Origin of the sequence: Limimaricola variabilis, assembly GCF_014195545.1 — a bacterium.
GTDB classification, from domain to species: Bacteria; Pseudomonadota; Alphaproteobacteria; order Rhodobacterales; family Rhodobacteraceae; genus Limimaricola; species Limimaricola variabilis.
The window spans coordinates 345119-367872 of record NZ_JACIBX010000002.1; the positions used below are offsets into that span (position 1 = coordinate 345119).

Consider the following 22754-nt stretch of genomic DNA (forward strand, 5'->3'; position numbering starts at 1 on the left):
GCGCTGCGCGTCTTGCTCTAGGCCTTAACCGGAATCGAAACCTACGCCTCGAGCCCTGCGCTGAACCGCACCTCACCCTCGGGTGGGCCGCCTCTGAAGGCCAGCCACATGACGTTGCGCGCTGGGGTGTCGCGATAGGTGACCGCCCCGTCCGCGACAAAGCCGAAGCGTCCGTAATAGAGCGCGCTGCCCGTCAGCACGCAGCCCCGCGCACCGGCCGTCTCGATCTTTTCCAAGCCTTGCCTGATCAGGCTCGATCCTATGCCGCTCCGCTGCCGGCGCGGCCGCACGGAGACCGGTCCGATCCCGAACCAGCCCTCGCGCTCGGACCCGACCATGGCCGGGGAGAACGCGACATGCCCGACGATCTCGCCGGCCTCGACCGCGACCAGAGACAGGGTCAGATCGCCATCGCGGCGCAGCATGTCCAGCGCCTCGGCCTCCGTGCCGTCGCTGAAGCGCATCGGCGCGAAGGCCTCGCGGGTCAGCTCGCGGACCGCATCCACGTCTCCTGGTTCTTCGGGTCGAACGCGCATGGCCGAGGATAGGCGGAAATCCCGCAACCATGACAGGTCTTTCCCCGAAGCAAGGTGACGGCGCTCTGCCCGGCGCGCGGGGCGCCGCGCAGGAACCGACACCCGGCGGCGGCGTTGGCTGCGTGACACATGATCTTTCGTCAGGAACGAGGACTACGATGCCCGAGAATTTCGCTGGAGAGCTGACCCAGGACGTCCGTACCCAGATGGTGGACCTGTTGAACAAGAACCTTGTCAACATGCTCGCCCTGACGCTGGCGGTGAAGCAGGCGCACTGGAACCTCAAGGGGCCGGGCTTCATCGGGGTGCACGAGCTGCTCGACCAGGCCGCCGACCGGCTGCGCGAAGGCGCTGACCTGATGGCCGAACGCGCCGTGATCCTCGGCGGCTTCGCCCGCGGTACCCTCGAGGTCGCCGCCGAGAAGTCGCAGATGGACGCCTACCCGGTCGAGGTCAGCGACATCAAGAAGCACGTCGAGGAGCTGAAGTCGCGTTACATGTTCGTCGGCGGCGAGGTCCGCAAGGCGATGGAAGAGGCGGGCGACGCCGGCGACGAGGACACCGCCGACCTGTTCACCGAGGTGAGCCGCACGCTCGACAAGGATGCCTGGTTCATCGGCGCCAACGCCTGATCGGCGCCGTTCCGACGCCAGACCCACCCAAGAGACGCGCCGCCTTCGCGGCGCGTTTTTTCATGCGCCGCGATTGACCCCGCCGCGCGGCGGGTGGAGGCTCGGTCCAGTACCGGAGGACAGGGCATGACGGATCTCGAACTCTATGGCCACCCGGACTCGGGCCATGCCTGCAAGGTGGCGCTGGCGCTGACCCTTGCCGGTCTGCCCTGGCGCGCCACCCGCATCGACATCTGGGCCCCGCCCGACACCCGTCCGGCGGCCTTTCTCGCCGCAAGCTCTGCCGCCGAGGTGCCGGTGCTGATGATCGACGGCGTGGCGCATGCCCAGTCCGGCGCGATCCTGATCGAGCTCGCGACCCGCTTCCACTGCCTCGGCGGCGAGAGCCCGGCCGGGCTCCGGCGCGGCCGCGAGGTGATCTTGTGGGAGGCGAACCGCATCGGCATGTGCCTGCCGCAGCTCAAGGAGGCGCGGCGGCTGGGCGGGGCGCATTTCGACCCTGCGGTGGTCGACTGGCTGGAGGGACGCTTCGCCGTCGACCGGGCGCGCTTCGATCGGATGCTGGGCGGGGCCGACTTCCTGCACGGCGCGGCGCCGGGGATCGGCGACTGCGCGGTCTGGGGCTACGCGCAGTGGCTGACGGAGGCCGGCGTCACCCCCAGCCCGGTGATGGCGGGCTGGCTCGAGCGGATGCGGGCGCTGCCGGCGGCGCGCACGCCCGAGGCCTTCTTTCCAGCCGACTGAAAAGGGGCTGCGAACACCGGCCTTGCAGACTCGGGCGCTGCCGCCTATATCCCCCTTCAACAGCGGTGCGTCGGTCGCGAGATCGGCGCTCCACCGGGAAAGATCGACGGGCCGCTGGCCCGTTTTTTTGTGCTTGGAGGACCCCATGTCCGACCTCATCGCCAAGGCCGCGATCGACCGCCGCGTCCAGGAGATCATCGAGCCCGTCATCACCGACATGGGCTTCGAGCTGGTGCGCGTGCGTCTGATGTCGGGCAAGTCCACGACGCTGCAGATCATGGCACAGAAGCCCGACGGCACGATCGAGGTCGACGATTGCGGCCGGATCTCGACCGCCGTCTCGGCGGTGCTCGACGTCGAGGACCCGATTCTCGACGCCTACACGCTCGAGGTTTCCTCGCCCGGCATCGACCGGCCCCTGACCCGGCTCAAGGATTTCGACCAGTGGCAGGGCTTCGAGGCCAAGATCGAGACCGAGGAGCTGATCGACGGCCGCCGCCGCTTCAAGGGCGAGCTGGCCGGCATCGAGGGCGACGAGGTGCTGATCGAGATCGAGGAAGGCACGATCGGGCTGAAATTCGAATGGCTGTCGGACGCCAAGCTGGTGCTGACCGACGAGCTCATTCGCGAGGTGCTGCGCTCGCGCAAGGATGCGGGGCAGATCGACGAGACCCAATTCGACGATGTTGAAACCATCATTGATGGTGATGAGGAGAACGACTGATGGCCATCACGTCCGCAAACCAGCTGGAGCTTCTGCAGACCGCCGAGGCGGTGGCGCGCGAGAAGATGATCGACCCGGGCCTCGTCGTCGAGGCGATGGAGGAGAGTCTCGCCCGCGCCGCCAAGAGCCGCTACGGCGCCGAGATGGACATCCGGGTCAATATCGACCGCAAGACCGGCCGCGCCCGCTTTACCCGCGTGCGCACCGTGGTCGCCGATGACGAGCTGGAGAACTACCAGGCGGAGCTGACCGTCGATCAGGCCAAGCAGTATCTCGACGATCCCAAGATCGGCGACATCTACGAGGAAGAGGTGCCGCCGGTCGAGCTGGGCCGCATCGCCGCGCAATCGGCCAAGCAGGTGATCCTGCAGAAGGTCCGCGAAGCCGAGCGCGATCGCCAGTACGAAGAGTTCAAGGACCGCGCCGGCACGATCATCAACGCCACCGTCAAGCGCGAGGAATACGGCAACATCGTCGTCGAGCTTCCCGGCGCCGGCGAAGCCGTGCTGCGTCGCAACGAGAAGATCGGCCGCGAGGCCTATCGCCCCGGCGACCGGATCCGCTGCTACGTCAAGGACGTGCGCCGCGAGGTTCGCGGCCCGCAGATCTTCCTGTCGCGCACCGCGCCGGAGTTCATGGCCGAGCTGTTCAAGATGGAAGTGCCCGAGATCTACGAGGGCATCATCGAGATCAAGGCCGTGGCCCGCGACCCAGGGAGCCGCGCCAAGATCGCCGTGATCTCCTACGACAATTCGATCGACCCGGTCGGCGCCTGCGTCGGCATGCGCGGCTCGCGCGTGCAGGCCGTGGTCGGCGAGCTTCAGGGCGAGAAGATCGACATCATCCCGTGGAACGAGGACATGCCGACCTTCCTGGTCAACGCGCTGCAGCCGGCCGAGGTGTCGAAGGTGGTGTTCGACGAGGAAGCCGAGCGCATCGAGGTCGTCGTTCCCGAGGAGCAGCTCTCGCTCGCCATCGGCCGGCGCGGCCAGAACGTGCGTCTGGCCAGCCAGCTGACCGGTCTCGACATCGACATCCTGACCGAAGAGCAGGAGAGCAAGCGCCGTCAGGCCGAGTTCGAGACCCGCACCAAGCTGTTCATGGACACGCTCGATCTCGACGAGTTCTTCGCGCAACTTCTCGTCTCCGAGGGGTTCACAAATCTCGAAGAGGTCGCATATGTCGATCAGGACGAGCTTCTGGTGATCGACGGTGTCGATGAGGACACCGCCGGCGAGCTTCAGGCGCGTGCCCGCGACTATCTCGACGCGCAGAACAAGGCGGCGCTGGAGCGCGCCCGTGAGCTGGGTGCCGAGGAGAGCCTGATCGGCTTCCCGGGGCTGAGCCCGCAGATGGTCGAGGCGCTGGCCAAGGACGGCGTCAAGACGCTCGAGGATTTCGCCACCTGCGCCGACTGGGAACTGGCCGGCGGCTGGACCGTGCAGAACGGCGAGCGCATCAAGGATGACGGCGTGCTCGAGCCCTTCGATGTCAGCCTCGAGGAGGCGCAGGAGCTGGTGATGACGGCGCGCGTCGCGCTGGGCTGGGTCGACCCCGAGGAACTGGCCGCCGACGAGGCCGCCCGGGCCGAAGCCGAGAACGAAGAAGAGGCCTGAGGCATAGATGGGTCGCGGTGGAATGAAGGCGGAGCGGGCCGAGGGGCCGGAACGGAAATGCATCGTCACCGGTGACGTGCAGCCGAAATCCGGGCTGATCCGCTTCGTGATCGGCCCCGACGGCCAGGTGGTGCCCGACATTCTCGGCAAGCTGCCGGGACGGGGCCTTTACGTCACCTCCGATCGGGAGGTGATAGAAAAGGCGAAGCGCGGGCAGTTCGCCCGCGCCGCCAAGGCGCCGGTCACGGTGCCGGACGGGCTGGCCTCCGAGGTGGAGCGTCAGCAGGCGCGGCGGGTGATCGATCTGATCGCGCTGGCGCGCAAGGCGGGGCTCGCCATCGCGGGCTTCGAAAAGGTGAAATCGGCCCTCGCCAACGACCAGGTGCGGGTACTGCTGCAGGCCTCGGACGGATCCGAGCGCGGCAAGACCAAGCTATGGACCCCCACGGGGGCGCGATATTACGGCTGCCTGACCTCGAACGAGCTGGGTTTGGCCTTTGGCCGTCAAAGTGTGATACACGGCGCGCTCGCCGCTGGCGGACTCAGCGATCGTGTTGTAGAGGAGGCCGCGAAACTGCGCGGTCTACGAGAGAGCAACGGCGGCGATACGGCCTCCGGGAAGGATATGTAAATCTGATGAGCGATACCGACGGCAAGAAACCTCTTGGTCTGCGCGGGTCCCGTCCGGGGAACGTCAAGCAGAGCTTTAGTCATGGCCGGACCAAGAACGTCGTGGTCGAGACGAAACGCAAGCGCGTCGTGGTGCCCAAGCCCGGTGCCGCCTCCGGCGCTTCGGCGGCCGGCGGCGTGAAGGGCGATCCCTCGAAGCGGCCTGCCGGAATCAGCGAGGCCGAACTCGAGCGCCGGATGCGCGCTCTGGCGCTGGCCCGTGCCCGCGAGGCCGAAGAGGCCGAGAAGCGCGCCGCCGAAGAGGCTGCCCGCGCCGAGGAGCGCGAGCGTCGCCGCGCCGAGATCGAGGCCAAGGAACGCGAGGACCGCGAGCGCGAAGAGGCGCTCAAGGCCAAGGCCGAGGCCGAGGAGCGTGCCAAGCGCGAGGCCGAGGAGGCTGCGCGTCGTGCCGCCCAGCCGGCGCCGCAGCAGCAACAACCCGCGCAGCAGCCGGTACCCGGCGAAGCCGCCGGCGGCCCGCGCCCCGGGTCCGGCCCGCGTAAGACCGGCGATCGCGACCGCGATGCCCGCGCCGACAAGAAGGCCAAGCCGGCCGGCAAGGGCGACAACCGTCGCTCGGGCAAGCTGACGCTGAACCAGGCGCTTTCAGGCGAAGGTGGCCGTCAGCGTTCCATGGCGCAGATGAAGCGCAAGCAGGAGCGTGCCCGTCAGAAGGCGATGGGCGGTCATGTCGAGCGCGAGAAGGTGACGCGCGACGTGCAGCTTCCCGAGGTGATCACCGTGGGCGAGCTGGCCAACCGCATGGCCGAGCGCGTCGCCGACGTGGTCAAGTCGCTGATGAACAACGGCATCATGGCGACCCAGAACCAGTCGATCGACGCCGACACCGCCGAGCTGATCATCGAGGAGTTCGGCCACCGCGTGCAGCGCGTCTCGGACGCCGACGTGGAGCAGGTGATCGAGCAGGTCGAGGACAAGCCCGCGGATCTCAAGGACCGCGCGCCGATCATCACCGTCATGGGTCACGTCGACCACGGCAAGACCTCGCTGCTCGACGCGATCCGCAAGACCAAGGTCGTCTCGGGCGAGGCCGGTGGCATCACCCAGCATATCGGTGCCTACCAGGTCGACGCCGCCAATGGCACGCGCCTGACCTTCCTCGACACGCCCGGCCACGCGGCCTTCACCTCGATGCGGGCCCGTGGCGCGCAGGTGACGGACATCGTGGTTCTGGTGGTCGCGGCGGATGACGCCGTGATGCCGCAGACGGTCGAGGCGATCAACCACGCCAAGGCCGCCAAGGTGCCGATGATCGTGGCGATCAACAAGGTCGACAAGCACGACGCCAACCCCGACAAGGTGCGCACCTCGCTGCTCCAGCACGAGGTGATCGTCGAGAAGATGTCGGGCGACGTGCAGGACGTCGAGGTTTCGGCCATCACCGGCAAGGGTCTCGACGAGCTGCTCGAGGCGATCGCGCTGCAATCCGAGATCCTCGAACTGAAGGCCAACCCGAACCGTCCGGCGCAGGGCGCCGTGATCGAGGCGCAGCTCGACGTGGGCCGCGGCCCGGTCGCGACCGTCCTCGTGCAGAACGGCACGCTCAAGCGCGGCGACATCTTCGTCGTGGGCGAGCAGTGGGGAAAGGTCCGCGCGCTCGTGGATGACAAGGGCGATCGCGTCGAGGAGGCCGGTCCCTCGGTCCCCGTCGAGGTGCTGGGTCTCAACGGCACGCCCGAGGCGGGCGACGTGCTCAACGTCGTCGAGACCGAGGCGCAGGCTCGCGAGATCGCGGAATACCGCGCCAACGCCGCCAAGGAGAAGCGCGCTGCCGCCGGTGCCGCGACCACGCTGGAACAGCTCATGGCGAAGGCCAAGGAAGACAAGAACGTCTCCGAGCTGCCGATCGTGGTGAAGTCCGACGTGCAGGGTTCGGCCGAGGCCATCGTCCAGGCGATGGAGAAGATCGGCAACGACGAGGTCCGGGTCCGGGTGCTGCATTCGGGCGTCGGCGCGATCACCGAGAGCGACATCGGCCTCGCCGAAGCCTCGGGTGCGCCGGTCTTCGGCTTCAACGTCCGGGCCAACGCGCCCGCGCGTCAGGCCGCGAACCAGAAGGGCGTCGAGATCCGCTACTACAGCGTGATCTACGACCTCGTGGACGACGTGAAACAGGCGGCCTCGGGCCTTCTGTCGAACGAGATCCGCGAAAAGTTCATCGGCTATGCCAACATTAAGGAGGTCTTCAAGGTCTCCAACGTGGGCAAGGTCGCGGGCTGCCTCGTCACCGAGGGCGTGGCACGCCGCTCCGCCGGTGTCCGCCTGCTGCGCGACAACGTGGTGATCCACGAAGGCACGCTGAAGACGCTCAAGCGCTTCAAGGACGAGGTCGCGGAGGTCCAGTCGGGCCAGGAATGCGGCATGGCCTTCGAGAACTACGAGGACATCCGCCCCGGCGATGTCATCGAGATCTTCGAGCGGGAGTCGGTCGAGCGCACGCTCTGATCACTCGCGGAAACGGGATTGCAGGGGGCGGCCTTCGGGCCGCCCCTTTTGCGTCCAAGGTCGTGCTTGACGACCGGGGAGGGGCCGGCGATCCATGGGCCATGCGGCGCGTGATGATCATCGGCCAGCCGGGTTCCGGAAAGTCGACGCTGGCGCGTCGGATGGGGGCGATCACCCACCTGCCCGTGGAGCATATCGACCGGGTGCATTGGGCACCCGGCTGGACCGAGCGCACGCGGGACGAAAAGGACCGGCTCTGCGCCGAGATCCATGCCAAGCCCGAATGGATCTTCGAGGGCGGCCATTCCAGCACTTGGAGCGAGCGGCTGGCGCGCGCGGACACGGTGATCTGGCTCGATCTGCCGCTCTGGATCCGGCTGCCTCGGCTGTTGTGGCGCACCCTGCGCCATTGGGGTCGGACCCGGCCCGACCTGCCGCCGGGCTGCCCTGAGCGCTTCGACCGGGAGTTCTTCCGCTGGGTCTGGCGCACGCGCGCCTCGATGCGGCGGCGGCTGAACTGGTTCTATGATCAGATCCCCGAAGGCAAGAACCGGCATCACCTGCGCTCCGGGCGCGAGGTCGAGGCCTATCTGCGCGCGCTCACGGCGGCCATGGCGCGCGGCGATCTGGGCCTGCCGCACCGATGAGGCACACGAAAAAAAGGGACGGCCAGCGCCGTCCCCTTCGCGTGGGCTACGTGGAAAAAGGTTACGCGAAAGGGGCCATCAGGCGACTTGCGGCGCCGCGTTGGCAGGACGGCCTTCGTAGAGACGCTCGCCGACCCGCACCAGCATGCGGCCATTGGCGAGTTGCTTGACGAGCAGGCCCTGCACCGAGATGCAGCTTCCGATCAGGATTGTTTGCAGCATGGTCAACTCCAGCGGTGATGCACTGGTTCCATCATAAGGCTTTTTCGTTACGAAAAACACCGGCGTGACGGATTTTTGACCGCATTTGGCCCTAATCGGCGGGTTCTGACGCAGGGTTCGGGCGACCGATCCTCAGAGCCAGTCCCGCAGGACGGGAATCAACGGGAGGTCGGCGGGCGGCATCGGGTACTCGCGCAGCCGGTTCGGCCGTACCCATTCCAGCGCCTGATTCTCCCGCCCCCTGACCACGCCCTGCCAGCGGCGACAGGCGAAGAGCGGCATCAACAGGTGAAAGCTCTCATAGGCGTGGCTGGCAAAGGTCAGCGGCGCGAGACAGCTCTCCTGCGTGTCGATGCCGAGCTCCTCGTGCAGCTCGCGGATCAGCGCCGCCTCCGGCGTCTCGCCCGGCTCGACCTTGCCGCCGGGAAACTCCCACAGCCCGGCCATCGACTTGCCCTCGGGGCGCTGCGCGAGCAGCACCCTTCCATCGGCGTCGATCAGCGCGACGGCAGAGACGAGGACGATCTTCACGAGCGGTAGTCGGCGTTGATCTCGATGTAGCGGTGCGTGAGGTCGCAGGTCCAGGCCACGGCCGAGCCCTGCCCCAGCCCGAGATCGACGTCGATCACGATTTCCTGCCCCTTCATGTAGGCGGCGGCCTTCTCCTCGCTGTAGGACGGGCTGACCCAGCCCTTCTCGGCCACGAGGATGTCGCCGAAGCGGATCGAGAGCCGGTCGCGGTCGGCCTCGGCCCCGGACTTGCCAACCGCCATGACGACGCGGCCCCAGTTCGGGTCCTCACCGGCAATCGCGGTCTTGACCAGCGGCGAGTTGGCGGTGGCCATGGCAATCTTGCGGGCATCGGCGTCGGAAGCCGCGCCGGAGACGCGGATCTCGACGAACTTGGTCGCGCCTTCGCCGTCGCGCACCACCTGATGCGCGAGGTCGAGCATAACCCGCTCCAGCGCCTCGGCGAAGTCGGCATTGCCCGTGGCATCCGCACCCGAGGCCCCGGTCGCGGCCATCAGCAGCGTGTCCGAGGTCGAGGTGTCGCTGTCCACGGTGATGCAGTTGAAGGTCCGGTCGGTGATCTGGCGCAACAGGGTCTGCAGCGCCGGCTGTTCGAATTTCGCGTCGGTGAAGATGTAGACCAGCATGGTCGCCATGTCGGGCGCGATCATGCCCGATCCCTTGGCGATACCGGCGATCTTCACGCTCTTCCCGTCGATCTCGACCGTTTCGGTCGCGCCCTTGGGAAAGGTGTCGGTGGTCATGATGGCGCGAGCCGCGCCTTCGATGCCCGCGGGCTCCAGCGCGGCGTTCAGCACGTCGAGCTTTGCCACGATCCGCTCATGCGGCAGCGGCTCGCCGATCACGCCGGTGGAGGAGGTGAAGACCCGGGAGGCGTCGATGCCGGTGGCTGCGGCCACGGCGGTGCAGATCTCGGCCACCGAGCGTTCGCCGGCCTGACCGGTGAAGGCGTTGGAGTTGCCCGAATTGACGAGAAAGGCGGCGCGGGACGTGTCCGCGCCGATCTTCGCCTCGCAGTCGCGGACCGGGGCCGAGCGGGTGGAGGAGCGCGTGAACACCCCCGCCACCGCCGAGCCCTCGGCCAGCTCCGCGAGCATCACGTCGGTCCGGTTCGCGTATCGCACGCCGGCGGCCACGGAGGCGAAACGCACGCCCGCGATCTCGGGCAGGGCGGGGAAGCTGGCGGGCGCCAGCGGCGAGACCGGACCGGCCATGATCAGTTGCCCTCTTCGAGCAGGTCGAGATTGGTCAGCACGGAGGGGTCGAAGGCGCCCTCCTCGGGACGGGTGACTTCGGCTTCGGCCTCGAGCTCCTCAAGCCGGGCCTCGATCTTCTGCTGCTGGATCTGGCTGGCGAGATCCTCGCGCACCTCGTCGAGCGTCGGCGGCTCTTGGGTGCGGGTGTCGTCGAGCCGGATCACGTGGAAGCCGAACTGCGTCTCGACCGGCGTTTCGGTGGTCTCGCCCTTCTCGAGCGCGGCCACGGCGTCTTGGAACGGCTGCACCATCATGCCGTCGGCGAACCAGCCGAGGCTGCCGCCCTGCGCGCCCGAACCGGGATCGGTCGAGACTTCCTTGGCGATCTCGGCGAACTCCTCGCCGGCCTCGAGCCGCTCGAGCACGGCCTGCGCCTCTTCCTCGGTCTCCACGAGGATGTGGCTGGCGTTGTACTCGTTGGTGGCCTCGGCGTCGGCGAAGGCTTCGTCATAGGCGGCCTGGAGCTCCTCGTCGGAGACCTCCTCGCCCATCATCTCGGTGATCGCCTCGCCGGCGAGCAGCGAACGGCGCTGGTTGGCGAGGGCCAGTTCCACCCGGGCGGGGACGCCCTCGACCGTGTCGGCAAGCACCTGCTGCTGCACCAGCTGATCGAGGATGCCCTGGAACAGGGTCTCGGGCGGAAGCTGCTGGTATTGTTGCGGCAGTTGGCTGCGGGTGATGATCATTTCGCCCAGCGTGATCTCGGTGCCGTTGACGGTGGCGACGACGTCCGAGGCCTGCTGCGCGGCGGCCATGGTGGACAGGCCGGCCATCAGGGCGGCGGCGGGCAACGTGCGGATCATGCGGTTTCCTTCCCTCAGCCGCGCGGGGAACGCGTCCCGGGCGCGACGTTGACACTCGGTCTCCCGCTCCTTACATCGCCGGATGGGCTGGCAAAGGGCGGCACTTGCGCCCTATCTATGCCCCACATGCGGGGGCGACAAGCGACCTCCTTGCAGATCAAGTCACGACGGCAGGAGACAATCGCCAATGCTGGGTATCGGATCGCTGGCCAAGAAGGTCTTCGGCACGCCGAACGACCGCAAGATCAAGTCCACGCGACCGCTGATCGAAAAGATCAACGCGCTCGAGCCCGAGTTCCAGGCGCTGGACGACGCGGGCCTCAAGGCCAAGACCGCCGAGTTCAAGGAGCGGATCGAAAACGGCGAGAGCCTCGATCACCTGCTGCCGGAGGCCTTCGCCAACTGCCGCGAGGCGGCGCGCCGCGCGCTCGGCCTGCGGGCCTTCGACACGCAGCTGATGGGCGGGATCTTCCTGCATCAGGGCAACATCGCCGAGATGAAGACCGGCGAGGGCAAGACCCTGGTCGCGACCTTCCCGGCCTATCTCAACGGCCTGTCGGGCAAGGGCGTGCACGTCGTCACCGTGAACGACTACCTCGCCAAGCGCGACGCCGAATGGATGAGCAAGGTCTACGGCGCGCTCGGCCTGACCACCGGCGTGGTCTATCCGCAGCAGCCCGAGTCCGAGAAGAAGGGCGCCTACGCCGCCGACGTCACCTATGCGACGAACAACGAGCTGGGCTTCGACTACCTGCGCGACAACATGAAGTCCGAGCTGTCGCAGATGAACCAGCGCGGCCACAACTTCGCGATCGTCGACGAGACCGACTCGATCCTGATCGACGAGGCGCGCACGCCGCTGATCATCTCCGGCCCGAGCCAGGACCGCTCCGAGCTCTACCGCCAGATCGACCGGGTGATCCCCGACCTGACCGAGGAGCATTACACCCTCGACGAGAAGACCCGCTCGGTCACCTATACCGACGAGGGCAACGAGTTCCTCGAAGCGCGGCTGCAGGCGCTCGGCATCCTGCCCGAGGGGCAGACGCTCTACGATCCCGAGAGCACGACCATCGTGCACCACGTCAACCAGGGCCTGCGCGCGCACAAGCTGTTCCAGCGCGACAAGGACTACATCATCCGCGACGGCCAGGCCGTGCTGATCGACGAGTTCACCGGCCGGATGATGCATGGCCGCCGTCTGTCGGACGGTCTGCACCAGGCGATCGAGGCAAAGGAAGATCTCGACATCCAGCCCGAGAACGTGACGCTGGCCTCGGTGACCTTCCAGAACTACTTCCGCCTCTACGACAAGCTGGCCGGCATGACCGGCACGGCGCTGACCGAGGCCGACGAATTCTACGAGATCTACCGTCTCGGCGTGGTCGAGGTGCCGACCAACCGCCCGATCCAGCGGATCGACGAGCACGATCAGGTCTACCGCACCGCCCGCGAGAAATTCGACGGCGTGGTCAAGGCGATCAAGGAGGCGCATGAAAAGCGCCAGCCGATCCTGGTCGGCACGACCTCGATCGAGAAATCCGAATTCCTGTCCAAGCTGCTCGAGAAGGAAGGCATCAAGCACAACGTGCTCAACGCCCGCCAGCACGAGCAGGAGGCGCAGATCATTGCCGATGCCGGCAAGCTCGGCGCGGTGACCATCGCCACCAACATGGCCGGCCGCGGCACCGACATCCAGCTCGGCGGCAATGTCGAGCTGAAGGTGATCGAGGCGCTGGCCGCCGATCCGGAGGCGCATCCCGACGAGATCCGTGCCCGGATCGAGGCCGAGCATGCCGACGAGAAGAAGGCCGTGCTCGAGGCCGGTGGTCTCTTCGTGCTCGCCACCGAGCGGCACGAGAGCCGGCGCATCGACAACCAGCTGCGCGGCCGCTCGGGCCGGCAGGGTGACCCGGGGCGGTCCTCCTTCTTCCTGTCGCTCGAAGACGACCTGATGCGGATCTTCGGCTCCGAGCGCCTCGAGAAGGTGCTGTCGGGTCTGGGCATGAAGGAAGGCGAGGCGATCGTGCACCCTTGGGTGAACAAGTCGCTCGAGCGCGCACAGGCCAAGGTCGAGGGGCGCAACTTCGACATCCGCAAGCAGCTGCTGAAATACGACGACGTGATGAACGAGCAGCGCAAGGTGATCTTCTCCCAGCGCCGCGAGATCATGGAGGCCAAGGATCTCTCCGAGATCGTCGCCGACATGCGTCACCAGGTGATCGAGGACATGGTCGCCACCCATATCCCGCAGCGTGCCTATGCCGATCAGTGGGACGCCGAGGGGCTCTATGCCAAGGCGATCCAGACGCTCGGCGTCGACGTGCCGGTGGTGAAATGGGCCGATGAGGAAGGGGTCGACGACGCGGTGATCCGCGAGCGGCTCGAAGAGGCCTCCGACAAGCTTATGGCCGAGAAGGCCGAGGCGTTCGGCCCCGAGACCATGCGCAGCATCGAGAAGCAGGTGCTGCTGCAGACCATCGACGGCAAGTGGCGCGAGCACCTGCTGATGCTCGAGCATCTGCGCTCGGTGGTGGGCTTCCGCGGCTATGCGCAGCGCGACCCGCTCAACGAGTACAAGACCGAGGCCTTCCAGCTGTTCGAGGGTCTGCTCGACGGGCTGCGGGCCGAGGTCACCGAGAAGCTGGCCCAGGTCCGTCCGATCACCAAGGAAGAGCAGCAGGCGATGCTGCAGCGCGCGATGCAGGCGCAGGCGGCCCGGGCACAGGCCACGGGCAGTGCGGCAGGTGCAGGTGCTGCGGCCGCCGGTACTGGTGCAGCGGCGGCGGGTGCCGGCGCGGCCACCGGTGCCCCGGCGCAGCCGGCACCGCGGCGCGAAGCCCCGGAAATGGCCGGGGCAGGGGCCGAGGCCGCGCCCGCCCGGTCGGCGGCGGATTTCGACGAGAACGACCCGGCGAGCTGGGGCAATCCGTCGCGCAACGAACCCTGCCCCTGCGGCTCGGGCGAGAAGTTCAAGCACTGCCACGGCAAGCTCTGAGGCCCGACCAGATCCGGGCATCTGCCGCAAAGATGCCCGGATGACACCCTCATGCGGCCGGTTTGCGGTCGCGCTGGGGCCTTGTCGCCAGCCTAGCCTAGACCCGTCCCAACAAAGGAGCGGGTCATGGCCGTCTTGAGATTTCTCGCTACCGCCGCCGGTTGCGCCGCCGCTGCCTTCGCGATCGGCCAGTTCATGGAGAACGGCGTTTCACGCGCTCAAGCCACGCCGGTCGACCTCCCCGAGACCTTCCCCGAAGCGCCGGTGCTGATCGCCGCCCGGGTCGAGGCCCCGCCGGTCCCGAACATCGTATTCGACCGCCCCCAAGCGCCGCGCGACCCTGCCCGGCTGGCCGGGATCGCCGCGCCGCGCGTGGCGCGCGATTGCGGCCTCGCGCTTTCGGCCGAACCCCGCCCGGGCGCCATGGCGCTGCTGCAGGTCGCCGCGCCCTGCGCCCGCGACGCGCGGCTGACGCTGCGCCATCAGGGGCTGACCGTGACACTGCTCACCGATGACGAGGGCCGGGCCGAGACTCTGTTCCCGGCGCTCGCCAAGCGAGCGGTGTTCATGGCGGAGGCCAACGGCGCGTCGGCCGTCGCCGCCGCGGATATCGCCGACCTCGCCGAATGGCGCCGTGTCGCCCTGCAGTCGGACGGCGGCGAGGGGCTATCGCTCCATGCCTTGGCGCCCGGCGCGCGGCACGGCGGCGAGGGCCATCTGAGCCGCGACATGCCGGCCAGCGCCAGCGGCGCGGCGGTGATCGTGCTGGGCGATCCGGCGGCGCCGCTGCCGCGGCTGGTCGAGATCTACAGCGCCCCGACCGGGGAGCGCGCCGCCGTCAGCGTCGAAATCGAGGTGACCGAGGCCAATTGCGGCCGCCCGGTCGCGGCCGAGCTGCTGCAAAGCGGCGATCGCGGACCCGCCGGCACCGGCATCGAGCTCACCCTGCCGGGCTGCGACGCGGTGGGCGAGCTTCTCGTCTTGCAAAATCCGGAACCGGGGATGACAGTCGCGTCGAGATGACGCGTCACGCCCCCGCTGCCCTTTCCCTCGTCCCGATCCTGCGTCGCGTGGCCCTGTGGGCCGCGCTGTGCGTGTCGGCCACCGGCCTCGCCGCCCAGCCGGACGACCGCGAGGTGACGCTGACCTCGCGCAACGGCTCTCTGACCATTACCGGAAGCCTCTTGGGTTTTGATGGACGGTTCCTGCGGATCGCCTCCGAGCATGGCGAATTGACGCTGCCCTTGGCGGGGGTGGACTGCGCGGGCGCTGTCTGTCCCGATCCGGAAAGCTGGGTACCCGCGCTGCGGCTCTCGGGTGCGGCCCGGCTGGGTGATCTGGTGTTGCCGGCGCTGATCGACGGATATGCGCGGGCGCGGGGGCTCGTGCTCGAGACCGCGCCGGGCGATGCCAGTCATGCGCATTACAGCCTCGTGTCGCCCGAGGGCGGCAAGCCGCTGCTGCAGGTGTCGTTCCGGCTCACCTCCACCGAGGACGGCTTTGCCGACCTGCTCGCCGACGAGGCCGATCTCGCCATGGCCGAGCGGCTGCTCGATGCCGGGGAGCTGACGCTGGCGCGCGACGCAGGCCTCGGCCGGCTCGACGCGCCGGGGCGGTTGCAGCTCATCGGGCTCGACGCGCTGGTGCCGGTGGTAGCGCCGGGGCGGCGGATCACGGCGCTGTCGCTGTCGCAGCTGTCGCGGCTCTTTGCCGGAGAGATCACCGACTGGTCGCGGCTCGAGGCGAAGGCGGGGCCGGTGACGCTGCATCTGGGGCCCGAGACAAGCGGCCAGACGCAGGGGTTCGAGGCCTTGGTGCTGGCGCGCGCGGGCCGGACGCTGTCGGACGCGGTGGTCCGCCACCCCGACGCGGAGGCGCTCGCCGAAGCGGTCGCGGCCGATCCGGGGGCGATCGGCATGTTGCCCTTCGGCCGGACCGGCGCAACCCAGCCGCTCGCCCTGACCGGGCCGTGCGGGCTGCGCGGCGCGGCGCGGGCCGAAACGGTCGCGACGGGGGATTACCCGCTGACCCTGCCGCTGGTGCTCTACCGTCCGATGCGGCGCCTGCCGGACGCGGCCGAGGCGTTTCTTGGCTGGATCGCCACCGCCGAGGCCCAGCTGGTGCTGCGCCGTGCGGGGGTGACGGGCCTCGCGCCGATCCCCATTCCGATCACCGCGCAGGGGGACCGGATCGCCGGCGCCGTGCTTTCGGCGGGAGAGGATACCGGGATCGAGGAGCTGCAGCGCATGTTGCGGGTGCTGCGTCCGCGAGAGCGGCTGTCGACGACCTTCCGCTTCGAGACGGGGGAGACCGCGCTCGACCCGGTGTCGCGCTCGCGCGTCGTGCAGCTGGCGCAGTCGATCCGGGACGGTCGCCACAACGGCGAGTCGCTGCTGCTCGCCGGGTTCTCGGACGGGCAGGGCGGGCCGGTCGCCAATCATGACCTGTCGCTCGAGCGGGCCGAGGCGGTGCGCGCCGCAGTACTGTCGCTGCTGGGGGGCACCCTGCCGCCGGGGGTAGAGCTGGAGGTCGCGGCCTTCGGCGAGGCGCTGCCCATGGGCTGCGACGACAGCGAGACCGGCCGCGGGATCAATCGCCGGGTCGAGCTCTGGGTGGCGCCGCTGCGCTAGATCAGCCCTTCGGCGCGAAAGCTGGTCTCGCGTGATTTGCCGATCACCAGATGGTCGTGCAGCAAGATGTCGAGCGCTGCCGCCGCCTCGATCCGCGCGGTCATGGCGATGTCGGCCTCGGAGGGGGTGGGGTCGCCGGAGGGGTGGTTGTGCACCAGGATCAGCGCCGAGGCATTGAGCTCCAGCGCCCGCTTCACCACCTCGCGCGGATAGACAGGCACGTGGTCGACCGTGCCGCGCGCCTGCGCCTCGTCGGCGATCAGCACGTTGCGCCGGTCGAGGAACAGCACGCGGAACATCTCGGTGTCGCGATGCGCCATCACCGTGCGGCAATAGTCGAGCAGCGGCTCCCAGCCCGACAGAACCGGGCGCGCGATGACCCGCGCCCGCGCCATGCGATGCGCCACAGCCTCGACCACCTTGAGCGCGCCGACCACCGCCGGCCCCGCCCCCTCGATCTCGGACAGGCGGGGAATCGGCGCGGCGAGCACGCGGTTGAGGTCGCCGAAGGCGTCGATCAGCCGCCGGGCGAGCGGTTTCATGTCCTGCCGCGGCACGGCGAGGAAGAGCAGCAGTTCCAGAAGCTCGTAATCGGGCATGGCCTCGGCCCCGCCGGCGAGGAACCTCTCGCGCAGGCGGCGGCGGTGATCGGCCATGTAGGACGGCACGCGGCCCTTGGGCAGGGGCGCTACCTCGGCCACCTCATCGGAGTCGAAGGGCAGCGGGCGTTCGGCGAATGACGGCACCATGCCCGCGACTGTCTCGCGGGCATGGTTAACGCGGGCTTAACCTCAGCCCTTCATCGAATCCCAGAACCCCTTCACCGCCGAGAAGAAGTTCGAGCTCTGCGGGTTGTTCTTCTCGCCGAGCTCGTCGAACTCGCGCAGCAGCTCGCGCTGGCGCGCGGTCAGGTTGACCGGCGTCTCGACGGCGAGCTCGATAAACATGTCACCGCGCTGACCGCCGCGCAGGGCGGGCATGCCCTTGCCGCGCAGGCGCATCTGCCGGCCCGACTGGCTGCCTTCGGGGATCTTCACTCGGCTCTTGCCGCCATCGATGGTCGGCACCTCAATGTCGCCACCGAGCGCCGCCGCCGCCATGGAGACGGGCACGCGGCAGTAGAGATCGGTGCCGTCGCGCTTGAACAGCTGGTGCTCGGCCACGTCGATGAAGATGTAGAGGTCGCCCGAAGGCCCGCCCCTGAGCCCGGCCTCGCCCTCGCCGGCGAGACGGATGCGGGTGCCGGTCTCGACGCCCGCCGGGATGTTGACCGAGAGCGACTTCTCCTTCTCGACCCGTCCGGCGCCCTGGCAGGCACGGCAGGGATCCTTGATGATCTGGCCGATGCCGTTGCAGGTCGGGCAGGTCCGCTCGACGGTGAAGAAGCCTTGCTGGGCGCGCACCTTGCCCATGCCCGAACAGGTCGGGCAGGTGGCGGGCTCGGAGCCGTCGGAGGCGCCGGAGCCGTGGCATTTGCCGCAGGTGACCGAGGTCGGCACGGTCACGGTCTTCTGCAGACCGGAGAAGGCGTCCTCGAGATTGATGCGCAGGTTGTAGCGCAGATCGTTGCCGCGCGCGGCGCGCGAGCGGCCCTGGCCGGCGCCACCGCGCTGGCCCATGAAGTCGCCGAACAGGTCGTCGAACACGTCCGAGAAGGCCGAGGCGAAATCGCCTTGGCCCCTGAAGCCGCCAGCCCCGCCGCCGGGCCGCCCGCCCATGCCGCCTTCGAAGGCGGCGTGACCGTAGCGGTCATAGGCGGCCTTCTTGTCGGCATCCTTGAGAACGTCATAGGCCTCGTTGGCGGCCTTGAACTGCTCCTCGGCATTGGGGTTGTCGGAATTGCGGTCGGGATGCAGCTCCTTGGCCTTGCGGCGATAGGCCTTCTTGATCTCGTCGGCGGACGCGCCCTTCGAGACCCCGAGCGTTTCGTAGTAGTCGCGTTTTGCCATGGGATCATCCATCTATCGAACGGGAAAGGGCCGACCCGGTCCCGGGCCGGCCCCTCGGACTGGGAGCTCGGGGACCGCTCAGCGGCCCCGCTTGTCGTCGTCCAGATCCTCGAAGTCGGCGTCGACGATGCCGTCGTCATCAGCGTCCCGCGACTTGGTGTCCGCCTCGGCGGGCTCCTCCTCGCCGGCTTCTTCCTGGCTGGCCTTGTAGATCGCCTCGCCCAGCTTCATCGCCGCCTCGGAGACGTTCTGGATGCCGGCACGGATCTTGTCGGGGTTGTCACCCTCGAGCTCGTCCTTGAGCGCGGCCAGCGCCAGCTCGATTGCCTCGATGGTCGAGGGATCGACCTTGTCGGCATGCTCTTCCATCGACTTCTCGGTCGAGTGGATGAGGCTCTCGGCCTGGTTTTTGGCCTCGACGAGGTCGCGCCGCTTCTTGTCGGCGTCGGCGTTCTCCTCCGCCTCGCGGACCATCTTCTCGATGTCCTCGTCGGTGAGACCGCCGGAGGCCTGGATGGTGATCTTCTGCTCCTTGCCAGTGCCCTTGTCCTTGGCCGACACCGAGACGATGCCGTTGGCGTCGATGTCGAAGGTCACCTCGATCTGCGGCATGCCGCGCGGGGCAGGCGGGATGTTCTCGAGGTTGAACTGGCCGAGCATCTTGTTGTCGGCCGCCATCTCGCGCTCACCCTGGAAGACCCGGATCGTCACCGCGTTCTGGTTGTCCTCGGCGGTCGAGAAGATCTGGCTCTTCTTGGTCGGGATGGTGGTGTTGCGGTCGATCAGGCGGGTGAACACGCCACCCAGCGTCTCGATGCCAAGCGACAGCGGCGTCACGTCGAGCAGCACCACGTCCTTGACGTCGCCCTGCAGCACGCCGGCCTGGATCGCCGCGCCCAGCGCCACGACCTCGTCGGGATTGACGCCCTTGTGCGGCTCCTTGCCGAAGAACTTGGTCACTTCCTCGATCACCTTGGGCATGCGGGTCATGCCGCCGACAAGAACCACCTCGTCGATCTCGGAGGTCGAGATGCCGGCATCCTTGAGCGCCGCCTGGCAGGGCTTCATCGAGGCCTTGATCAGGTCGCCCACGAGGCTTTCCAACTTGGCACGGGTCAGCTTCATGACCATGTGCAGCGGCGTGCCGGTCTTGCCGTCCATCGAGATGAAGGGCTGGTTGATCTCGGTCTGCTGGCTCGAGGAGAGCTCGATCTTGGCCTTTTCGGCCGCTTCCTTGAGACGCTGCAGCGCCATCTTGTCCTGGGTCAGGTCGACGCCATGCTCCTTTTTGAACTCCTCGGCGAGGTAGTTCACGATGCGCATGTCGAAGTCTTCGCCACCGAGGAAGGTGTCGCCATTGGTCGACTTCACCTCGAACAGGCCGTCGTCGATCTCGAGGATGGTCACGTCGAAGGTGCCGCCGCCGAGGTCATAGACGGCGATGGTCTTCGAGTCCTTCTTGTCGAGGCCGTAGGCCAGTGCCGCGGCGGTCGGCTCGTTGATGATGCGCAGCACCTCGAGTCCGGCGATCTTGCCGGCGTCCTTGGTGGCCTGACGCTGGGCGTCGTTGAAGTAGGCGGGGACCGTGATGACGGCCTGCGTCACCTCCTCGCCGAGATAGGACTCGGCAGTCTCCTTCATCTTCTGCAGGGTGAAGGCGGAAATCTGCGACGGCGAATACTTCTCGCCCTTCACCTCGACCCAGGCGTCGCCATTGCCGCCGTCCACGATGCTGTAGGGGACAAGCTTGCGATCCTTCTCGACCGCAGCGTCGGACATGCGACGGCCGATCAGGCGCTTGACCGCGTGGATGGTGTTGGACGGGTTGGTGACGGCCTGCCGCTTGGCGGGCTGGCCGACCAGACGCTCGTCATCGGTGAAGGCGACGATCGACGGGGTGGTGCGGGCGCCTTCCGAGTTCTCGATCACACGGGGCTGCGAGCCGTCCATGATCGCGACGCAGGAGTTGGTGGTCCCGAGGTCGATGCCGATTACTTTAGCCATGTTCAAAACCCTCTAGCTCTAGGCGGTTTTCCGGTTCGGACCCGTTGAGGCATCCGCCCCGGACAGGAATGTAGCGGCGGAGAAGCCCCGCCGCGGATCACTGGGCTATATAGGGAGGGCGTTTTCGGGCTGCAACTGGCAGAGGCGGTCGCGATGCGCCATTTTGCCGCGAGACGGGAACCGGAGGGGCGCGATGGCAACCCAAGAGATCGATCTGCGGGGCGTGCGGGTGCTGCCGGGCCTGCTCGGGCCGGAAGCACAGGCCGCGATGCTGGCCGATCTGCGCGAGGTGGCGCGCGCCGCGCCGGTGATGCGGCCGGTGACGCGGCGGGGTCCGATGAGCGTGCGGATGACCTCGGCCGGGCGGCTGGGCTGGGTCGCCGACCGGCGGGGCTACCGCTACGAGCCCCTCCATCCCGAGACCGGCCAGCCCTGGCCCCCGATCCCCGACAGCGTGCTGGCGGTCTGGCGGGCGGTGTCGGGGGTGGAGGCCGATCCAGACAGCTGCCTTGTCAACCTCTACCGCGAGGGTGCGAAGATGGGCATGCATCAGGATCGCGACGAGGGTGACTTCTCCTACCCGGTGGTGTCGATCAGCCTCGGCGACGAGGCCCTGTTTCGGGTCGGATCGGTCGAGCGCGGCGGCAAGACCGCCTCGATCTGGCTGCGCTCGGGTGACGTGGCGGTGATGGGCGGCGCGGCGCGGCTGGTGCATCATGGCATCGACCGGGTGCGCGACGGGTCCTCGACGCTGATCGACGGCGGCGGCCGGATCAACGTGACGCTGCGGGTGGTGCGCTAGTGAGGCTCCTATGGCGCTTGGCCGTCAGCGGGCGAGCGAGCAGCAGCCGGTGAGAAGCGTGGTCTGTGGGCCCCCCCCGACCATCAGCGCCTCGAAGCCGTAGCGGCGCGACGACATGCCGTCCGAGCAGCTCTGGTTGAGCAGCGACAGGCTCCAGATCGTGCCATCCGTCCGCAGCGCCGCGGCGAAGCGGCCGCGATGGCCAGCGCTGCCCACGAGGGCAGGGGCGGGCGCCTCGAACAGCTCGCCTTCGGGCGTGTCCAGCCGCCAGCTCTCGCCGGTCTCCAGCCGCCAGAACGGTTCGGTCCCGAAGCATGCGGCGAGAGGCGGAATCGCCCCGTCCCACTGTCCCGGTCGCCGGTCGAGAAAGCCCAGGCTCACCCAGCCCGTGCCTTCGCCCGCATTGACCCGGCCCCAGCCCCCGTCGCGCGACATCTCGATCACCTCGATGCCACGCGCGTCATGGGCGAGATGGCCGATCACCTTATGCCCGGCGCCGGGGCCGGAGCGGATGTTGAGCTGGTCGTCGGCGGCCACCCGCGCCACGTCGAACAGCGCGGGCCAGGCATCCTGCGTGGCGAGCGCCGGCGCGGCCCAGAGCAGCAACGCCAGCGCCAGCCCCCTCACCGCCCGGCGCTCCAGCTCGCCGAGGCGCGCTTGCGGGTGAAGAACTCGGCCATCATGCCGATCGCCATCAGCGCCAGCCCGACCCAGAGCGGGTAGAGCGCCGAGGTGAAATGCGGCGTGTAGTTGAGAAAGATGTCGCCCCGGGCCTGGTCGATGGCGTGAAACAGCGGGTTCCAGTCGAACAGGGCGAGCATGTAGCCCGGCAGCGTGTTGGCCACGAACATCTTGCCCGACGCGATCATGTTGACCCGCGAGTAGATCGACACGCCGAGCTGGGTGAACTCGGGCAGCCAAGGCTTGATCGCCATGAAGATCATGCCGACGCCGACGCCGGAGAACCACGACACAAGCAGCATCCCCATCGCGCCCACCGGGTCCTCGATCACCACCGGCGTCACCAGCACGTGGTAGAAGAACAGCACCACCAGGAGCGACAGCACCTGGATGTAGAGCGAGCCCAGCGCGGCGGCGGAGATGGTCACGGCGGTGTTGAGCGGCGCGTGCTTCATCATCGAGGAGGCCGGGCCGTCGGCCTTCACCACCGCCGCTACCGCCTTGGTGTGGGTGAGAAACAGGAAAATGCCGGACATCAGGTAGAGCAGGAAGTCGCCCCTGAGCCCGGCGCCGCGGGCGCCGATCAGCGCGAACATCATGTAGAAGGCCAGCACGAAGATCACCGTCTGGGCGATGTTCATCGCCAACCCGGCCAGGGCGTTGCGGTGGCTCTTGCGGATCTCCCGCACGGTCGAGTGGTAGATCAGCTCGGCCAGGCCGGCGGCGTGGCGGCCGGCGCCGCGGGAGCGTTCGCGTTCGAACATCTGGCCTCGTTCCTGCGGTCGCGGGGGCGACGATTTTCTTGCCGATCCCCCGGCGGAATACCATAAGGAGATCGCCCCGA

21 protein-coding genes are annotated in these 22754 nt (G+C 68.2%); 11 read left to right on the forward strand and 10 right to left on the reverse strand.

Features of this window, described 5'->3' with window-relative positions:
- Positions 1 to 41: 41 nt before the first annotated feature.
- The gene (locus FHS00_RS04775) at positions 42 to 536 is read right to left on the reverse strand and encodes a GNAT family N-acetyltransferase (RefSeq protein WP_183470367.1); all 495 of its coding nucleotides are present in this window, start codon (positions 534 to 536) and stop codon (positions 42 to 44) included.
- A gap of 158 nt (positions 537 to 694) precedes the next feature.
- Here FHS00_RS04775 and dps point away from each other — a divergent pair, with 158 nt between their 5' ends.
- The 7 genes from dps to FHS00_RS04810 all read left to right on the forward strand — a co-directional run bounded on the left by dps (position 695) and on the right by FHS00_RS04810 (position 8034).
- A complete protein-coding gene (gene dps, locus FHS00_RS04780; RefSeq protein ID WP_183470369.1) occupies positions 695 to 1168 on the forward strand; it encodes a DNA starvation/stationary phase protection protein Dps in 474 nt (157 codons plus the stop codon).
- A gap of 126 nt (positions 1169 to 1294) precedes the next feature.
- Positions 1295 to 1912, forward strand: a complete 618-nt coding sequence (locus FHS00_RS04785; protein ID WP_183470371.1) for a glutathione S-transferase family protein — start codon at positions 1295 to 1297, stop codon at positions 1910 to 1912.
- 145 nt (positions 1913 to 2057) lie between these two features.
- Positions 2058 to 2636 carry a ribosome maturation factor RimP gene (rimP, locus tag FHS00_RS04790; RefSeq protein ID WP_183470373.1) on the forward strand — a complete coding sequence of 193 codons (579 nt, stop codon included), beginning with the start codon at positions 2058 to 2060 and terminating at the stop codon, positions 2634 to 2636.
- Positions 2636 to 4252, forward strand: a complete 1617-nt coding sequence (nusA, locus tag FHS00_RS04795) for a transcription termination factor NusA (RefSeq protein ID WP_183470375.1) — start codon at positions 2636 to 2638, stop codon at positions 4250 to 4252. The genes rimP and nusA overlap by 1 nt, the downstream gene beginning before the upstream one ends.
- 7 nt (positions 4253 to 4259) lie before the next feature.
- The gene (locus FHS00_RS04800) at positions 4260 to 4883 is read left to right on the forward strand and encodes an RNA-binding protein (RefSeq protein WP_183470377.1); all 624 of its coding nucleotides are present in this window, start codon (positions 4260 to 4262) and stop codon (positions 4881 to 4883) included.
- Positions 4884 to 4888: 5 nt separating this feature from the next.
- A complete protein-coding gene (gene infB / locus FHS00_RS04805; protein ID WP_183470379.1) occupies positions 4889 to 7387 on the forward strand; it encodes a translation initiation factor IF-2 in 2499 nt (832 codons plus the stop codon).
- A gap of 101 nt (positions 7388 to 7488) precedes the next feature.
- Complete coding sequence (locus FHS00_RS04810; protein WP_183470381.1) at positions 7489 to 8034, forward strand: P-loop NTPase family protein; 546 nt, start codon at positions 7489 to 7491, stop codon at positions 8032 to 8034.
- 78 nt (positions 8035 to 8112) lie between these two features.
- Here FHS00_RS04810 and FHS00_RS04815 read toward each other — a convergent pair whose 3' ends face one another.
- The 4 genes from FHS00_RS04815 to FHS00_RS04830 form a co-directional block, all read right to left on the reverse strand.
- Positions 8113 to 8256, reverse strand: coding sequence for a hypothetical protein (locus FHS00_RS04815; protein ID WP_183470383.1), 144 nt, complete (start codon positions 8254 to 8256; stop codon positions 8113 to 8115).
- 132 nt (positions 8257 to 8388) lie between these two features.
- Positions 8389 to 8787, reverse strand: coding sequence for a (deoxy)nucleoside triphosphate pyrophosphohydrolase (locus tag FHS00_RS04820; RefSeq protein ID WP_183470385.1), 399 nt, complete (start codon positions 8785 to 8787; stop codon positions 8389 to 8391).
- The gene (gene argJ, locus FHS00_RS04825; RefSeq protein WP_183470387.1) at positions 8784 to 10001 is read right to left on the reverse strand and encodes a bifunctional glutamate N-acetyltransferase/amino-acid acetyltransferase ArgJ; all 1218 of its coding nucleotides are present in this window, start codon (positions 9999 to 10001) and stop codon (positions 8784 to 8786) included. Before argJ ends, FHS00_RS04820 begins: the two co-directional genes overlap by 4 nt.
- Positions 10002 to 10003: 2 nt before the next feature.
- Positions 10004 to 10846 carry a peptidylprolyl isomerase gene (locus FHS00_RS04830; protein WP_183470389.1) on the reverse strand — a complete coding sequence of 281 codons (843 nt, stop codon included), beginning with the start codon at positions 10844 to 10846 and terminating at the stop codon, positions 10004 to 10006.
- Between the two features lie 187 nt (positions 10847 to 11033).
- Here FHS00_RS04830 and secA point away from each other — a divergent pair, with 187 nt between their 5' ends.
- The 3 genes from secA (at position 11034) to FHS00_RS04845 (ending at position 16474) form a co-directional block, all read left to right on the forward strand.
- The gene (secA, locus tag FHS00_RS04835) at positions 11034 to 13844 is read left to right on the forward strand and encodes a preprotein translocase subunit SecA (protein ID WP_183470391.1); all 2811 of its coding nucleotides are present in this window, start codon (positions 11034 to 11036) and stop codon (positions 13842 to 13844) included.
- 126 nt (positions 13845 to 13970) lie between these two features.
- Positions 13971 to 14867, forward strand: a complete 897-nt coding sequence (locus FHS00_RS04840; RefSeq protein ID WP_183470393.1) for a hypothetical protein — start codon at positions 13971 to 13973, stop codon at positions 14865 to 14867.
- Positions 14864 to 16474, forward strand: coding sequence for a substrate-binding domain-containing protein (locus tag FHS00_RS04845; protein ID WP_246391047.1), 1611 nt, complete (start codon positions 14864 to 14866; stop codon positions 16472 to 16474). The genes FHS00_RS04840 and FHS00_RS04845 overlap by 4 nt, the downstream gene beginning before the upstream one ends.
- Here FHS00_RS04845 and radC read toward each other — a convergent pair.
- The 3 genes from radC to dnaK form a co-directional block, all read right to left on the reverse strand.
- A complete protein-coding gene (gene radC / locus FHS00_RS04850) occupies positions 16471 to 17223 on the reverse strand; it encodes a RadC family protein (RefSeq protein WP_183470395.1) in 753 nt (250 codons plus the stop codon). The two genes, FHS00_RS04845 and radC, sit on opposite strands and share 4 nt — an antisense overlap.
- A gap of 42 nt (positions 17224 to 17265) precedes the next feature.
- The gene (gene dnaJ, locus FHS00_RS04855; RefSeq protein ID WP_183470397.1) at positions 17266 to 18423 is read right to left on the reverse strand and encodes a molecular chaperone DnaJ; all 1158 of its coding nucleotides are present in this window, start codon (positions 18421 to 18423) and stop codon (positions 17266 to 17268) included.
- A 78-nt stretch (positions 18424 to 18501) separates the two neighbouring features.
- Complete coding sequence (gene dnaK / locus FHS00_RS04860) at positions 18502 to 20427, reverse strand: molecular chaperone DnaK (protein WP_183470398.1); 1926 nt, start codon at positions 20425 to 20427, stop codon at positions 18502 to 18504.
- A gap of 193 nt (positions 20428 to 20620) precedes the next feature.
- Here dnaK and FHS00_RS04865 point away from each other — a divergent pair, with 193 nt between their 5' ends.
- Positions 20621 to 21229 (forward strand): alpha-ketoglutarate-dependent dioxygenase AlkB family protein, encoded by a 609-nt coding sequence (locus FHS00_RS04865; RefSeq protein WP_183470399.1) that lies wholly within the window; start codon positions 20621 to 20623, stop codon positions 21227 to 21229.
- 24 nt (positions 21230 to 21253) lie between these two features.
- Here the strand turns inward: FHS00_RS04865 and FHS00_RS04870 are convergent, their stop codons facing one another.
- Both FHS00_RS04870 and FHS00_RS04875 read right to left on the reverse strand, forming a co-directional pair.
- The gene (locus FHS00_RS04870) at positions 21254 to 21856 is read right to left on the reverse strand and encodes an SH3 domain-containing protein (protein WP_183470400.1); all 603 of its coding nucleotides are present in this window, start codon (positions 21854 to 21856) and stop codon (positions 21254 to 21256) included.
- The gene (locus FHS00_RS04875) at positions 21853 to 22674 is read right to left on the reverse strand and encodes an ABC transporter permease (RefSeq protein WP_183470401.1); all 822 of its coding nucleotides are present in this window, start codon (positions 22672 to 22674) and stop codon (positions 21853 to 21855) included. The genes FHS00_RS04870 and FHS00_RS04875 overlap by 4 nt, the downstream gene beginning before the upstream one ends.
- Between the last annotated feature and the right edge of the window lie 80 nt (positions 22675 to 22754).